Source organism: Vibrio metoecus (assembly GCF_009665255.1).
Taxonomy (GTDB): Bacteria; Pseudomonadota; Gammaproteobacteria; order Enterobacterales; family Vibrionaceae; genus Vibrio; species Vibrio metoecus_B.
In genome coordinates this window covers 2,364,395-2,379,068 of record NZ_CP035686.1, presented here as the reverse complement: position 1 = coordinate 2,379,068, position 14,674 = coordinate 2,364,395, and the positions used below count along the sequence as shown (strand labels likewise).

The 14,674-nt window shown below is 47.7% G+C and carries 13 protein-coding genes; all 13 read left to right on the top strand.

Features of this window, described 5'->3' with window-relative positions; translation table 11 throughout:
- Positions 1-9: 9 nt before the first annotated feature.
- Positions 10-1,668: a pilus (MSHA type) biogenesis protein MshL gene (gene mshL / locus EPB59_RS10790; RefSeq protein WP_055052014.1), complete on the top strand. Its 1,659-nt coding sequence runs from the start codon at positions 10-12 to the stop codon at positions 1,666-1,668.
- Between the two features lie 4 nt (positions 1,669-1,672).
- On the top strand, positions 1,673-2,518 hold the full coding sequence (locus tag EPB59_RS10785; protein WP_154172709.1) for an ExeA family protein: 846 nt from the start codon (positions 1,673-1,675) through the stop codon (positions 2,516-2,518).
- Positions 2,515-3,576 carry a tetratricopeptide repeat protein gene (locus EPB59_RS10780; protein ID WP_055052016.1) on the top strand — a complete coding sequence of 354 codons (1,062 nt, stop codon included), beginning with the start codon at positions 2,515-2,517 and terminating at the stop codon, positions 3,574-3,576. Before EPB59_RS10785 ends, EPB59_RS10780 begins: the two co-directional genes overlap by 4 nt.
- Complete coding sequence (locus EPB59_RS10775; RefSeq protein WP_154172707.1) at positions 3,566-5,293, top strand: GspE/PulE family protein; 1,728 nt, start codon at positions 3,566-3,568, stop codon at positions 5,291-5,293. Before EPB59_RS10780 ends, EPB59_RS10775 begins: the two co-directional genes overlap by 11 nt.
- Before the next feature lie 8 nt (positions 5,294-5,301).
- Positions 5,302-6,528, top strand: coding sequence for a type II secretion system F family protein (locus EPB59_RS10770; protein ID WP_154172704.1), 1,227 nt, complete (start codon positions 5,302-5,304; stop codon positions 6,526-6,528).
- Positions 6,528-6,977 carry an MSHA biogenesis protein MshF gene (locus EPB59_RS10765; protein WP_195706987.1) on the top strand — a complete coding sequence of 150 codons (450 nt, stop codon included), beginning with the start codon at positions 6,528-6,530 and terminating at the stop codon, positions 6,975-6,977. Before EPB59_RS10770 ends, EPB59_RS10765 begins: the two co-directional genes overlap by 1 nt.
- Before the next feature lie 82 nt (positions 6,978-7,059).
- Positions 7,060-7,608: a prepilin-type N-terminal cleavage/methylation domain-containing protein gene (locus EPB59_RS10760; RefSeq protein ID WP_154172702.1), complete on the top strand. Its 549-nt coding sequence runs from the start codon at positions 7,060-7,062 to the stop codon at positions 7,606-7,608.
- A 35-nt stretch (positions 7,609-7,643) separates the two neighbouring features.
- Positions 7,644-8,120: a type II secretion system protein gene (locus EPB59_RS10755; RefSeq protein WP_032482599.1), complete on the top strand. Its 477-nt coding sequence runs from the start codon at positions 7,644-7,646 to the stop codon at positions 8,118-8,120.
- A gap of 59 nt (positions 8,121-8,179) precedes the next feature.
- Positions 8,180-8,692 (top strand): pilus assembly FimT family protein, encoded by a 513-nt coding sequence (locus EPB59_RS10750; RefSeq protein WP_195706986.1) that lies wholly within the window; start codon positions 8,180-8,182, stop codon positions 8,690-8,692.
- The gene (locus EPB59_RS10745) at positions 8,682-9,248 is read left to right on the top strand and encodes a type IV pilus modification PilV family protein (protein WP_095459387.1); all 567 of its coding nucleotides are present in this window, start codon (positions 8,682-8,684) and stop codon (positions 9,246-9,248) included. Before EPB59_RS10750 ends, EPB59_RS10745 begins: the two co-directional genes overlap by 11 nt.
- Positions 9,248-10,018, top strand: coding sequence for a PilW family protein (locus EPB59_RS10740; protein ID WP_154172698.1), 771 nt, complete (start codon positions 9,248-9,250; stop codon positions 10,016-10,018). The genes EPB59_RS10745 and EPB59_RS10740 overlap by 1 nt, the downstream gene beginning before the upstream one ends.
- A complete protein-coding gene (locus EPB59_RS10735) occupies positions 9,993-10,415 on the top strand; it encodes an MSHA biogenesis protein MshP (protein WP_195707112.1) in 423 nt (140 codons plus the stop codon). Before EPB59_RS10740 ends, EPB59_RS10735 begins: the two co-directional genes overlap by 26 nt.
- Positions 10,405-14,556, top strand: coding sequence for a DUF6701 domain-containing protein (locus EPB59_RS10730; RefSeq protein ID WP_154172695.1), 4,152 nt, complete (start codon positions 10,405-10,407; stop codon positions 14,554-14,556). The genes EPB59_RS10735 and EPB59_RS10730 overlap by 11 nt, the downstream gene beginning before the upstream one ends.
- Positions 14,557-14,674: the final 118 nt, after the last annotated feature.

Genomic DNA, 14,674 nt, shown 5'->3' with positions numbered 1-14,674 from the left:
CAAAGTCTTATGCGTAAAATCGTACTCGCGTCAGTGGTCGCCTCTTTAGTGGGATGCTCAATGGGACACCGTGATCCGGTGGAGGCCAAACAAGCACTCAACCAAGCCATTAACGAGAAGAGCAGTCGCCAGATTGACCAATTACCGCCGTCAGTGGAAGCGGATTTGATGCCCGATATGGACACGCTTACCGCTAGTGAGCCTAAAACCTTGCAGCGTTTTCGCATTCAAGCCAAAGAGGTTGAGGCCAAAGCCTTTTTTACTAGCTTGGTGCAGGGAACCGAATACAGCGCCGCGCTTCATCCTGCGGTGACTGGGCGCATTACACTGAATCTCACGGATGTCACTTTGGATGAAGCACTTAACGTTGTCCGTGATTTGTATGGCTTTGATATCGTTAAAGAAGGAAAAGTCATTCAAGTGTATCCAGCAGGGCTTCGTACGGTAACGATTCCGGTCGACTACTTGCAATTTAAGCGTACTGGGCGCTCTTTAACCGCGATTACGACAGGAACGATCACCAATACCGATACTCAAAATAGCTCTAGTAGTACCAGTAACAGTTCGAGCAACTCGTCAAATAGCAGCAGTTCTAGCAACAACCCAACGGCTCGTGGTGGTACGGAGATTGAAACGACCAACGAAAGTGATTTCTGGCCTCAACTGGAAAAAGCCGTGGCTCAGTTGCTTGGAAACAGTGGTGGGCAAACGGTCGTGGCGAACCCACAAGCGGGAGTGCTGACCTTGCGCGCTTACCCTGATGAAATTCGTCAGGTTACCGAGTTTTTAGGTATTTCTCAGCAGCGCATGCAGCGCCAAGTTATCTTGGAAGCCAAAATTCTTGAAGTCACACTCAGTGATGGCTATGAACAAGGGATTAATTGGAGTAAAGCTTTCTCCGCAAATGGAACCAATTACCAGATCGGTACCGGAACGATCGCTCAAGACACCAATGGCAATCCAATCAGCTCTATTTTACCGGGACTCGATGCGATAGGTACTCTATTGGGAGGCCAATCGAATGTGGTGGTTTCTAGCGGCAGTTTTGAGGCCGTATTGAGCTTTATGTCCACGCAGGGCGACTTAAATGTGCTCTCAAGCCCACGCGTAACCGCATCCAATAACCAGAAAGCGGTGATTAAAGTCGGTACCGATGAATATTATGTAACGGATTTATCGAGTGTCGTGGGGACTGGCGATAACGCGCAAGCCTCCCCCGATATTACTTTGACCCCGTTTTTCTCGGGTATTTCATTAGATGTGACCCCGCAAATTGACGATAAAGGGAATGTGTTACTGCATGTTCACCCAGCGGTTATCGAAGTGGAACAACAGACCAAGCGCATCACCTACAATAGCCAGCAAATAGAGCTGCCGTTAGCGAGAAGCTCGATCCGGGAGTCAGATTCAGTGATCCGAGCGAAAGATGGTGATGTGGTAGTGATCGGTGGTTTGATGAAGTCCAATACGGTGGATCGGGTTGCCAAAGTGCCATTTCTTGGGGATGTTCCGGGGTTAGGTCATCTGTTTCGTAACACCTCTAAACAGACTCAAAAAACAGAGCTGGTGATTTTGCTCAAACCGACGGTGGTTGGTGTGAATACGTGGCAAAAAGAGTTGGAGCGTTCACGTAGCTTGTTGCAAGACTGGTTCCCTGAAAACAAGTAACTCTATGTATCTATCGCACTTTGGTCTGGAGCAGCTTCCTTTTCACCTAACCCCAGATACCGAATTGTTTCTGGGGTTAGCACCACATTTTGAGGCGATTCAAACCTTAAGTGCGGCAATAGAAATGGGAGAGGGAGTGACAAAGCTGACCGGCGAAGTGGGGACTGGGAAAACCATGGTGTGCCGGATGTTGCTTACTCACCTTGGTGATGAGGTGGCACTGATTTATCTGCCCAATCCCATGCTCAGTGGCGAAGAATTACGGCAGGCGGTGGCAGCAGAATTGCAGCTTGAAGTGGTTTCGGCGGTGCGAATTGTTGAGCAAATCCAGACTCGGTTGATTGAGCTGCATCAGCAAGGCAAACGCATTGTCGCTTTGGTGGATGAAGCACAGGCACTTTCTGATGAGGCGTTAGAAACGCTGAGACTATTTGGTAACTTGGAAACCGAGCAAACCAAGCTGTTACAGATTGTTCTTATTGGGCAACCTGAATTAGATGTTAGGTTAGCACAACATCATCTACGCCAATTTCGGCAGCGGATCACCTTTAATGCGCATTTACGCCCACTGAATCAAGCCGAGACCGAAGTGTACATTGAGAGTCGTTTAAACAAAGCGAAAGCACCTTATCCCCTGTTTAATCCAGCGCTGAAAAAAGCTGTATGGCGGGCATCACAAGGGACCCCGCGTTTGATCAACCAAATTTGTCATAAGGCTTTGTTACTGGCTTGGCACGAACAAAGCCCATTGATTAATCAGCATCACCTGTTTGCCGCGATTCATGATACCTATGACAGCTGCAAACCCAGATTTAAAACCCCAGTATTGTGGGGATGGAGTAAGCCATGAGTGCGGTGAATCAAGCATTGGCCAAAAGCGCCAAACCCAATCACTCTCGTCTATCGAGCATTGAACGGATTGAGGTTGCTCCTTCTAAAGCACGTCCTGCTTGGCTATGGGCGGTGTTGGGCTTCGGTATCAGTTTAGCCGTTGGTGGTTGGTCAGTCTCTTTACAAGCCCCTGCCGTATCTCAAACGGCAACCACTATGGTGGTGCAGGAGGATCTCCCATCCCCAACGCAAAAAACGACGCAGCAAGCCGTTGCCTTATATACCGCTCCTAGCAAAAGTGAGCTGGTCGCACAGGTGCAAGCCAAACCGCGACCGATCGCTCAGCTTGAAACGACGTTGACGACTTCTAAACCGGATCCTGAGTTGACCTTGGCGGCTAATGTTCAAGCGCCAGTCTCCACCTTCGAGGAGGAAGTCCTCCCGGCAACTCAACCAGTGATGATTGTGGAACAAGTGGCACTTACGCCAGAGCAACTGGCACAAAAAGCCTTACAACGAGCACAAAAAGCCATGGAAAGTAACGATTTCCAAACTGCTGTGAATGCTTATGGCGAAGCCCTACGCTATACCCCTGAGGATGAATCCACCCGACAAAAACTGGCTGCACTTTATTATGGCAAGGGGGATGGGAGAAAAGCGTTTGATTTGATGCAAGCGGGGATTGAACGTAATCCGGATGGGGAAGTGTTGCGTCTCGCGCTTGCCAAGTTATTGGCTAGAGAAAAGCAAGATGTTGCCGCGTTAGTGCCGTTAGCCTATTTGCCCCACCAGCCCACCGTCGAATACTTATCGCTACGTGCAGCGTTGGCGCAAAAGACTAAGCAAGATGAGATGGCCTTACAAAGCTATCAGCAGTTGACTGAAAAAGAGCCCAATAACGGTCGTTGGTGGCTCGGATTGGCCATTCAGCAAGAGCGTGCGCTGCAATGGGCTGCTGCACAGCAGGCGTATCAGCAAGCTTTGAATAACGTTGGGCTCTCTAGCCAATCCCAAGCCTTTATCCAGCAGCGCTTGCAATTACTGACCAGTTTACAGGAGACACAAAGTGCCAATTAATAAACTGCGTAAACGTCTGGGTGACTTGTTGGTTGAAGAAGGTATCGTCAGTGAGACACAACTTGAGCAAGCTCTGAATACTCAGAAAAATACAGGGCGTCGCTTAGGAGATACTTTGATTTCATTAGGCTTTCTCAGTGAAAGCCAACTGCTAAACTTTTTGGCGCAGCAGCTCGGTTTGCCAGTAATTGATCTGAGCCGAGCGAATGTGGATATCGATGCTGTCCCGTTATTGCCGGAAGTCCACGCTCGCCGTTTGCGAGCCTTAGTGATTGGACGCACTGGAGATACGTTGCGTATCGCGATGAGCGATCCTGCGGATCTTTTCGCGCAAGAAGCGCTGCTTAACCAACTGCCAGAGTATGGTTTTGAGTTTGTGATTGCGCCCGAAAAGCAGCTAGTAGATGGTTTTGATCGCTACTATCGCCGCACCAAAGAAATTGTTTCGTTTGCCGAACAGCTACACGCCGAACACAAAACCAACGATACCTTCGATTTTGAGATCACCGATTCAGACAGTGATGAAGTGACGGTGGTTAAGCTGATTAATTCGTTGTTTGAAGATGCGATTCAGGTCGGAGCTTCAGATATTCATATCGAACCCGATGCCAACGTATTGCGCTTGCGCCAGCGGATCGATGGCGTATTGCATGAAACCTTATTGCATGAAGTGAATATCGCTTCTGCCTTGGTGCTGCGTTTAAAACTGATGGCGAATCTAGATATTTCGGAAAAACGCATGCCGCAAGATGGTCGATTTAACATTCGTGTCAAAGGCCAGTCGGTTGATATCCGGATGTCAACGATGCCGATCCAACATGGCGAATCGGTGGTGATGCGCTTGCTTAACCAATCTACAGGCGTTCGTAAATTAGAAGAATCCGGAATCCCACCCCATTTATTAGTTCGCCTTCGTCAGCAACTTAAACGCCCACATGGCATGATTTTAGTTACCGGCCCAACCGGCTCGGGAAAAACCACCACCTTGTATGGTGCATTGAGTGAGCTCAATACGTCCGGTAAAAAAATCATCACCGCTGAAGATCCGGTCGAATATCGTATTTCTCGGGTTAACCAAGTGCAGGTGAATCCTAAAATTAACCTCGATTTTTCCACCTTACTACGAACTTTCTTGCGGCAAGACCCCGACATCATTCTGGTAGGGGAGATGCGCGACCAGGAAACGGTGGAAATCGGCTTGCGGGCGGCATTAACGGGCCACTTAGTATTGAGCACCTTACACACCAATGATGCCGTGGACAGTGCACTGCGTTTGATTGATATGGGGGCGCCGGGTTATCTGGTGGCGAGTGCGGTACGTGCCGTGGTCGCGCAGCGCTTGGTGCGTAAAGTTTGCCCAGATTGCAGTGGGGTTGATGATGTTGATGAAGCGCGACGTCAATGGTTAGCTACCCGCTTTCCTAACCAAGTTAAGGCTCCGTTTGCTCGTGGACGAGGCTGCCAAAACTGCAACTTGACCGGTTATCGTGGTCGGATCGGGGTATTTGAAATGCTCGAACTCGATCAACCTATGATGGACTGTTTACGCGCCAATGATGCTGTTGCATTCTCCAAAGCAGCACGCAGTAATTCAGAATATAAACCGTTGCTTGCCTCTGCGATGGAGTTGGCGTTGCAAGGGGTTGTGAGCCTTGATGAAGTCATGTCGTTGGGTGAAGGTGACTCCTCCGGTCTTGTTGAACCGATTTATCTGTAGGAGTAAGCATGGCGACTTTTTATTATCAGGGGCGTAATGCGGATGGCAGTAAAGCCTCCGGATTGGTCGAGGCTGCGAGCGAAGAGCTGGCCGCTGATATGTTGCTCAATAAAGGTATCGTGCCGATATCTATCACCCAGGGTGGTTCCTCGAAAAGTAGTTGGAATATCAACTGGCAAGCTTGGTTGACCCCATCTGTCCCCTTAGAAGTCTTGGTGATTTTTTGCCGACAGATGTTTAGCCTGACCAAGGCTGGAGTTCCCTTGTTGCGTTCAATGCGCGGTTTAACCCAAAATTGTCATAATAAACAACTGAAAGCGGCGTTAGAGTCTGTGTGTAACGAGTTGACCAATGGGCGCAATCTCTCCGCTTCGATGCAGATGTATCCCGGGGTATTTAGCCCATTATTTGTTTCCATGATTCAGGTTGGCGAGAACACGGGGCGTTTAGATCAGGCATTATTACAGCTGGCTAATTATTACGAACAAGAAGTTGAAACGCGCAAGCGGATAAAAACGGCAATGCGTTATCCTACTTTTGTGATCAGCTTTGTCGTAATGGCGATGTTTATTCTCAACGTTAAAGTGATCCCGCAATTTACCAGCATGTTCAGTCGTTTTGGGGTCGATTTGCCATTACCTACCCGTATTTTGATAGCTACTTCCGATTTTTTTGTGAACTACTGGGGCTTGCTACTCGGGGTAATGGTGGGCTTATTTTTTGCATTTCGGGCGTGGATAAACACCACTGATGGGCGGATCACGTGGGATCATTTACGTCTACGTATGCCGATTGTCGGTAGCATAGTGAACCGTGCTCAGTTATCTCGCTTTTCTCGGACATTTTCGCTAATGCTTTCGGCCGGCGTGCCGCTCAACCAATCTTTAGCGCTTTCTGCTGAGGCGATTGATAATAAATTTCTTGAGCAGCGCATTTTGGAAATGAAAAGCCAGATTGAATCGGGTGTTGCCATTTCGACCACAGCAGTGAATGCGGCAATTTTTACGCCTTTAGTCATCCAAATGATCAGTGTGGGGGAAGAAACTGGGCGAATCGATGAGCTTTTATTAGAAGTCTCAGATTTTTATGACCGAGAAGTGGATTATGATTTAAAAACCCTCACTGCACGTATTGAGCCTATTCTACTGGTATTTGTTGCTGGAATGGTATTGGTGTTGGCTCTGGGTATCTTCCTGCCGATGTGGGGCATGATGGATGCCATTAAAGGCCGCTAATGAAAAAAGGTTTTGAGCGTGCTCGTTTTGCGGTTTGGCTGCTGTTAGTGTTGGTTCTGATTAGCGCTCTTTTTTCGGTTTGGCGTTCCATGTCGCGAGAAACGATGCAGACCGCAATCGAGGTGACCAAGCAACGTATGGCAGAGCGCGCTAACATCTACAGGCAAGAATGGGTGTTGCAAGGTCGTCCAGAACAACTACGATTTGAACAGGATCGGGTTTTTATGCAGAACGGGTGGGTTTTTCCCAAGTTCGATCAAGGAGTTGACTGTGAAAAAGTGTTACTTTTGCTCTATCCTGATCGTAAGGTGCTCGACTGGTTACCTAAAGTGACTAGTATTAATTTAACCAATGGTTATCGTTGCGACTATCAATATAGCGAGATAGCTCAGATTGAAGTGGAATTGAAAGACCGTTTTTTTGCAGTGAATGTCAGATTTCTGATGTAAGAATTTTCTGACACTTTGGCGACATCAAAGCCACAAAACGGCGTATAATGCACGGCATACGTTAGGTAAGTGAGTAAAATATATGAAAAAAATGCAGCAAGGCTTTTCGTTGGTTGAATTAGTGATTGTCATCGTAGTCGTTGGGCTGCTTGCGGTTGCCGCGTTGCCCCGTTTTCTCGATGTGACTGATGAAGCGAAAAAAGCCAGCATTGAAGGCGTTGCTGGGGGCTTTGCCACTGGGGTACTTTCCGCGCGAGCACAATGGGAAGCGCAAGCCAGACCCACCGCCAATCAGTACCCGTCAATCAACTATGATGGTGTGGATTTCTGGTTAACTACGTCAGATACCAGCGGGTATCGTGATGGTTACCCTTTAGGGCTGAACACGGATAACACGACTTACCCTTCAAGTATTTCTGATCAAGCTTGTATTGATTTGATGGAGAATTTACTACAAAACCCACCGCAAGTCGGCACGGTGACACAAGCCGCTAGCAGTTCAGATTATAAATATTCGGCGAAAGCCGATACGGGCGCAGCCACCTGTACTTATGTGCAGAATGAAAAAGGCAGCCAACATGAGTTTGTTTATGAAGTCAAAACTGGTCGCGTGACCGTTACCTTGCAGTAATTCTGCGTATTCACATTGAAAGAGAGAAAGTAATAATGAAAAGACAAGGCGGTTTTACCCTGATTGAATTGGTCGTGGTGATTGTCATTCTCGGTATTTTGGCAGTGACGGCAGCTCCTCGTTTCTTAAACCTGCAAAATGATGCGCGCCAAGCATCACTGCAAGGTCTAAAAGGTGCAATTGATGGGGCGGCAGGTATTGTGTATGGCAAGGCTGCTATCGAAGGTAAAGATACTATAGCGAAAACCGTATCCCCAGCTCCTGCGACTGCTGAAGGTATCACCATACATTATGGTTATCCAACAGCTGACGCTAATGGTATAGGTAAGGCGGTTGTTGGAATAAGTACAGATTGGACAAGTAATCCGTCTGCAGCATCTGGAACAATGCAATACTCGTTCAAAGGTAATACTAAATGGCTTACTGATTCAACAGGTTGTAACGTTACTTATACAGAGGCTGCTAATAGCGCATCAGCGCCGACAACTAATGTATATACCAGCGGTTGTTAACAAAAAGGCCAGCTTGTCTGGCCTTTGTTCTCTAACGATTTGAGCTAAATTTATTCGCCATGCGGCAAAGCAGGATGGAATTCCCTCAGGGTAAGACACAAGGTTTTACCCTAATCGAACTGGTAGTGGTGATTATCCTACTAGGGATACTCTCTGCTTATGCGGCAAGCCGTTTTCTTGGTCCGTCTTCTTTTGCAGTCATTACGACACAAAGCGAAGTACTGGCATCATTACGTTTAACTCAAAGCCGCGCGATGCAGCGAACAGGCTACTGCAATCGTTGGTTACTGACGAGCACGGCCGCCATTCAAGTTTCTCCGCAGGCTATGCAAGATAATTGCCTCACTACCTCTCCCAGTAATACCTCAGATCCTTCGATGGTCGATGCCGCCGCCAGCGGTGTCAGCCTTTCTTTGAGTGGGAGTGGTGGTCAATCTTTTCTGGATTTTGACCGTTTAGGTCGCGCCACTCAATGTGTTGCTACAGGTTGTGTTGTGCGCATCCGTAGTGCGACGAATAACGACGTCCGCCAAGTCTGCGTGAACACCGAAGGGTATATCTATGCCTGTTAACTCTCCCAACCTATCACGTGGTTTTACGCTGATTGAAATGGTGATCGTCATTGTGGTGCTCGGAATCGCTTTGGTTGGCGTGACGACGGCACTGTACCCGCGATCCAAACAAACGGCAGAACAAGTGATGGCGGTTAAAGCCGCAGAGTTAGGCCGAGCGGTGTTGGATGAGATTCTTGGTCGGCAGTTTGATGAACACTCAGGGCCTAACGGTGGCTTACCGGAGTGCGTGATTGTTGCTGTGTCCGGTCGTCAAGATTGCACCGCTCCCTCTGCACTTGGCAAAGAGGGCATACTGAGTAATACCGAATACAACGATGTCGATGATTACATTACGTCGACTCCCATTTCTGTCATCGATGTATTGGGGAATGATCTTTCGAGCGAATATCAACGCTTTTCTGTCGCCATTCAAGTGTTTTATGAGGCGGATAATAGCGGGCAGTTTTCCGCGACGCCTGCTTCGGTGGCGACCCACTATAAGCGGATTGCGATTGTGATTTATGATCCGCAAGGTAATGCCTATCCATTTGCTGCCATAAAAGGGAACTACTGATGAGTCGTGGTTTTACCCTGATTGAAATGGTGATCACCATTATTTTACTCGGCATCGTTGGTTTGTTCTTAGGTAATATTCTAGGGCAAGCGATGGGGATTTATGCCGATACCTCAGCGCGCGAAGCGCTCATTCAGCAAGGTCGATTTATCACAGAGCGTATGAGCCGAGAATTGCGTGAAGCCGTTCCCAATAGTGTGATGGTTGCCAACGGCTGTATTGAATTTCTACCGATTGTGAATAGTGCGATCTATCAATCTTTTCCTACGACCAGTATTAATCAATTTCGTTTATTGCCCGTGAATAAACAAATTAACGCGGGAGAGCGTTTGGTGATTTCTCCTCTGTCGGCACAAGATCTGCGAGAAGCATTGTTACCAGCGGCTGGGCAAATTGCGGAAGTAGCGAGTGCAGTGGATTTTTCAGACCCTTTGAAGATGGTCAACGTTCCTTTAGTGCAATCCACCTTGTTTACTCGCCAGTCACCAGCTAATCGCGCGTATTTTTACCAGTCACCTATCGCCTATTGTTATGAGGAAGGCAGCCGTATATACCGTTATGCCAATTATGCGTTAAACCGAACATTATTGGCTCCAGCTTATTTAGGCAACGAACGGGTGTTAATGGCAGAAAATTTAAGTGCGGCAAATTTTGCTGTGCTGCCTGCCCAGTTGCAGCGCAATGGACTCATTAAAATAGAACTCACCTTTGCCGCTCAAGGCGAAACAGTAAGGTTTGATCATGATGCCTTGGTCTACAATACGCCGTAAGCATCAGGGCAATGCCTTGATTCTGGTGGTTTTTCTTATCGTTGTTGTTGGGGTTGTCGCGCTGGTGGCTAACCGAAATCAAGAGCGTAATAGCCAACAACTGGTGTCTATGGTGCTTGGTACTCGTGCAGAAATGGCCGCGCGTTCAGCACTCAATATCGAATTGAGCCGTTTTTATCAAACCACCACAGAAGGCAGTTGCCACACTAATGCCCAGCAAAACATGGACTTTGATGGGCAAGGGTTATCTCAGTGCGAAGCCAGTGTTATATGCAATAATTTAGGTATGTTAGACAGTGGTGAACAGGTTTATCAGTTAAAAGCGTCAGGTCGTTGCCAAGTAGGAGACTGGACACTACAACGCGTTGTTGAAGTAGGAGTAAGAAGTGAAAATTAAACTATACACGTTGTTGTTACTCTTATTCGCTTACTCAATACCTGCGTTTGCCGTACCTTTGTGTTCCGATATTTTTACCGATCCACCAAGCCAAAATCACTCTCCTAATGGGCTAGTTCCGCCCTCTAATTTACCGAGTTTGGGGAATCTAAACTGCAATGGGAGTAATTGTGGCGTCTGGGGACCCGGGGACTACCAATACAACTCAGGCACGCTATCAGGCTATGCGGTTTCGGTGGCTTCTGGCAAAACTGCGCGCTTATATTTCAATACACTCACGATTAGTGATAACACCTATCTCAATACCTCTGGTGATGCAGAAAACCTGATTATTTATGTTTCTGGTTCATTAGTGCTGAATGGCAATTTACATATCAACGGAATTTTGTATGTCACGGGTTCGGTAACGATTTCTGCCAATTCCACTATTACGGGCGCCATTGCGACGGGTGGTGGACTCGCTAATTCAGGAAGCACAGTCGTGGATCTTGAGGCGGTGGAGCTTGCCGACTTCAATGGTATGTGTCAAAGCGATAAGTTAGTTGCGCGCTATCATCTGGATGAGTCGGCATGGGCCGGTAATACTGGAGAAGTGAAGAATACGGTAGCGAATGCTTTGCACGGTGTGGCGGTTAACGGGGCGAATACTGCCAATCAAACACCAGCCTTGCCGGCTGATATCGATTCAAACGGGACATGTGGTTACGGTGTTTTTAATCAGTCCCAAGCGCAGTACGTGAATATTCCGAATGACTCGGCATTGAATTTTAAAGATGCGTTTACGATTTCAGCTTGGGTCTATCCCAAGAGTTATCCTAATTCCGATCTTATGACGATTGTTTCTAAAGATGGTAACTATGAATTTCACTTAGATAGCCAAGGTCGCGTGTATTGGTATTGGGAAAGAGATACCGGAGCGGCTTTAACGCTCACCTCCACGTCATCCATCCCTCGCAATCAGTGGTCACACATTACGATTCGTTATGACCGTTATCGCGGCAGTGAGCGGCAAGCTATTTTTATTAATGGCCAGCTGAATAAATCCTCGAACACGAATTATGCACTGTTGAACAATAACTTTCCGTTGCAAATAGGAACGGATCTAAGTTCTGCTTCACGGGCGTTTAATGGGTATATTGATGAGCTGTCGATATACGGCTCTGGCTTATCTAATTCAAAAATTGCACAGCTTGCTCAACTCCGCCATTCTTGTCAGCAATCTGGTTTACAGTGTTTTTCGGACGATTTTTCTTCACCTAGCCTTAGCGATCAATGGCGGGTCTTTAAAAGTAGTGGAAACTTTACCCCTTCGATTGTGAGTCAACGTTTACGTCTCACCGAGGCGAAGGTAAATCAAGCTACGGCCTCCACATTCCAGCGTATCTTCCCTGCCGCAGGAAACCGCGTCGAGCTTGAGTTCGATTATTTTGCGCATGGCGGAAATGGTGCGGATGGTATAGCGATTGTGTTCTCTGATGCTCAAGTTACCCCACAAGTAGGGGCTTTTGGGGGACCGCTTGGCTACGGCTATAAGACTAATGAGCAAAAGCCCGGCTTTGCGGGTGGATGGCTAGGTATTGGCTTAGACGAATACGGAAACTACTCGATCGAAGGGGGAGGGAATGGCCCAGGGGCGAGACGCCAATCGGTTGTTTTGCGTGGTTCAGGAACGGGCTATTCTGGATACAATTATTTGGCAGGGACGTGTTCAAATGGAACCGCGATGAATCCGAATGGTACTTGTTTGAGCCCCGCTGTTGATGGGACGAATGGTAGTCCTCAGCACCGTTATCAGATCGTTATTGACTCAACACAGGCGTCAACCTCGATGGTGACGGTAAGGCGTAAAATTGGCACTGGTGCTTGGAGTAACTTGATTGGCCCCTTGAATGTGATGAACTTTCAGGGACAGGAATCTGTCCCCAACGAGTTGATCATGTCCATCACTGGTTCCACGGGGTCTTACACTAACTATCATGAAATTGATAACTTCCAAGTGTGTGCGCTTAATTCAAGACCCGTGGGCGAACAAATTAACCATTTTCGACTGGTATTGCCAAGTCGTGGGCTTACATGTAGTGCCAGTGATGTGGCGATTCAAGCCTGTGCAAATGCCACCTGTAGCTCGTTATTTACTGACCCAGTCAGCGCGAATTTAGTTCCAGCCTCAACACCGAATGCAGATGGTGGATGGGTTGGCGGGTATAACGCATCACTGACTAACGGTGTGGGCACCAAACAGCTGCGCCGTAATACCGCGGGGCGAGTCACTGTCGATATCTCGGGCTCAACCCCTACGGCACAGGCTTATAATGAAAACTTGTGTAGCCGAACAGGGGCTGCGGGTTCCTTTTCAAAAAGTAACTGCTACATCGACTTCGCCGACAGCGGCTTGATTGTTGATGTGCCGAATGCTTATGCCAACCAAACGGTCACAGGTACCCTAAAAGCGGTGCGTAAAGACAACATTTCGCAGCAATGCTTACCCAGTTTTCAGAATGTGCAGAAATCCGTTGCTTTTTGGAGTGATTATTTAAATCCAAGCAGTGGTAGCTCCGGATTTAATGCTTTGTCGGTGGGGGTGAATGGAACGAATGTGGGACAAAGTGCCAATAATGCTCAGCCAATTAATCTGACTTTTGACCAAAATGGTACAGCGGCATTCACGGTTTCCTATCGTGAAGCGGGGAATGTGGCTTTAAATGCTCGTTTCACTGGCAGTGGTGATGAGCAAGATCTGCTTCTCGAAGGGCAAGATAGTTTTATTCGTGTCCCTAAGGCATTGGTTTTGAGTGCAAAAAGTTTTTATAACAGTGATGGCAAATGCGCTGCAGCGGATATGAGTTGTAATGTTTTTGCGAGAGCGGATGAATACTTTGATCTGAATGTCCGAGCGGTTGCCGCTGAGCCGGTTGAAGATAATGACTTCGCTAATAATTTAACGGTTAACAACTACCAGCAGCAAAATCTCACCCTGCAACATACGCTCGTGCAACCGGCAACGGGTGTGGCCGGCAATATCGGTACAGAAAGTTATGATCATGAGATTGGTGCGATGACGACAGTGGCACAAAAAGTGAGTGAAGTCGGAGTGTTTGATTTCTCTTTGGTTGCACCCACCCATTATCTTGGCCTGGATTTAGCGAGTGCCAATCTACCGATTGCCGTTGTATCAACAGGTTCCATTGGTCGCTTTATTCCTGCTTACTTTGCGATATCGCCGATGACAGTGACCTTAGATGCGGCATGTAAAACCGGCAATGCCTTTAGTTATCTCGGTCAGCCGTTCGAGTATTCCAATAGTCCGGGACTCTATTTACAGCCTAAATCCGCCAATAATGCGGATACGCAAAACTATCTCATCGACCCTTGGTGGCGTTATAACAATCAATGGAATGGTCGCACTTACAGTGATAGCGCAAACGGTGTGAATCTTGGTTTCGATAATCTGCAGACTTCGCCCATCAGCAGACAGGCATCAAACAACAGTGGCATTGTCTTAAATGGTGAAAGGGTGTGGTATCAAAAACCGTTACAACCTAAACCTGTGTTTAATGCAGCGTTTGATTTGACTTTGAATGCCTCTAACTTAACGGATCAGGATGGGGTTTGTTACCGACAAAATGCGTCATCCCCTTGTTTGGGATATACGTTTTCACACATTGATGGAGCCATGCCGCTGTATTGGGGTAAATTGGTCATTCAAGATGTGTATGGGCCAGAGACTCAAGCCTTAGAGCAACCCATGTATGTCGAACATTTCACCAACAATGGTTTTGTTCGTACGATTGAGGACAGTTGCACCGCACTGCCTGCGATCACAGGCTTTACCTTACAATCGGATCCTAATAACAACGGTTATACCGTGTTGACCACTGGTGTTGCGGTTCCTCCCCAAGTCTTGGCTGAGCATTCGGCGGCTAATTTAAGTTCAGGTAAGCGCGCTATCCGCTTTAGTGCGCCGGGAGCGGGTGCTCGTGGGGTGATTGACTCGGTGTTGGATCTCAATGCGCACAACTTACTGTGGCTCGCTGAAGACAAAGATGGTGACGGCAGCTTTGATCAAACCACCCAAGGTCGAGTGCAATTTGGTTTGTACCGTGGCAGTGATCGGGTGATCTGGTGGCGCGAATCAAATTAATGACTAAGCACTCAATGGATCCAGATTTCTCTCATTCCGTTAGAGAACTGTTAGAAATTGCGTGTTTCAGTCCATGTTTATGGATCAACGCCTTGCTGTGATGGCAAGGCATTGGTAC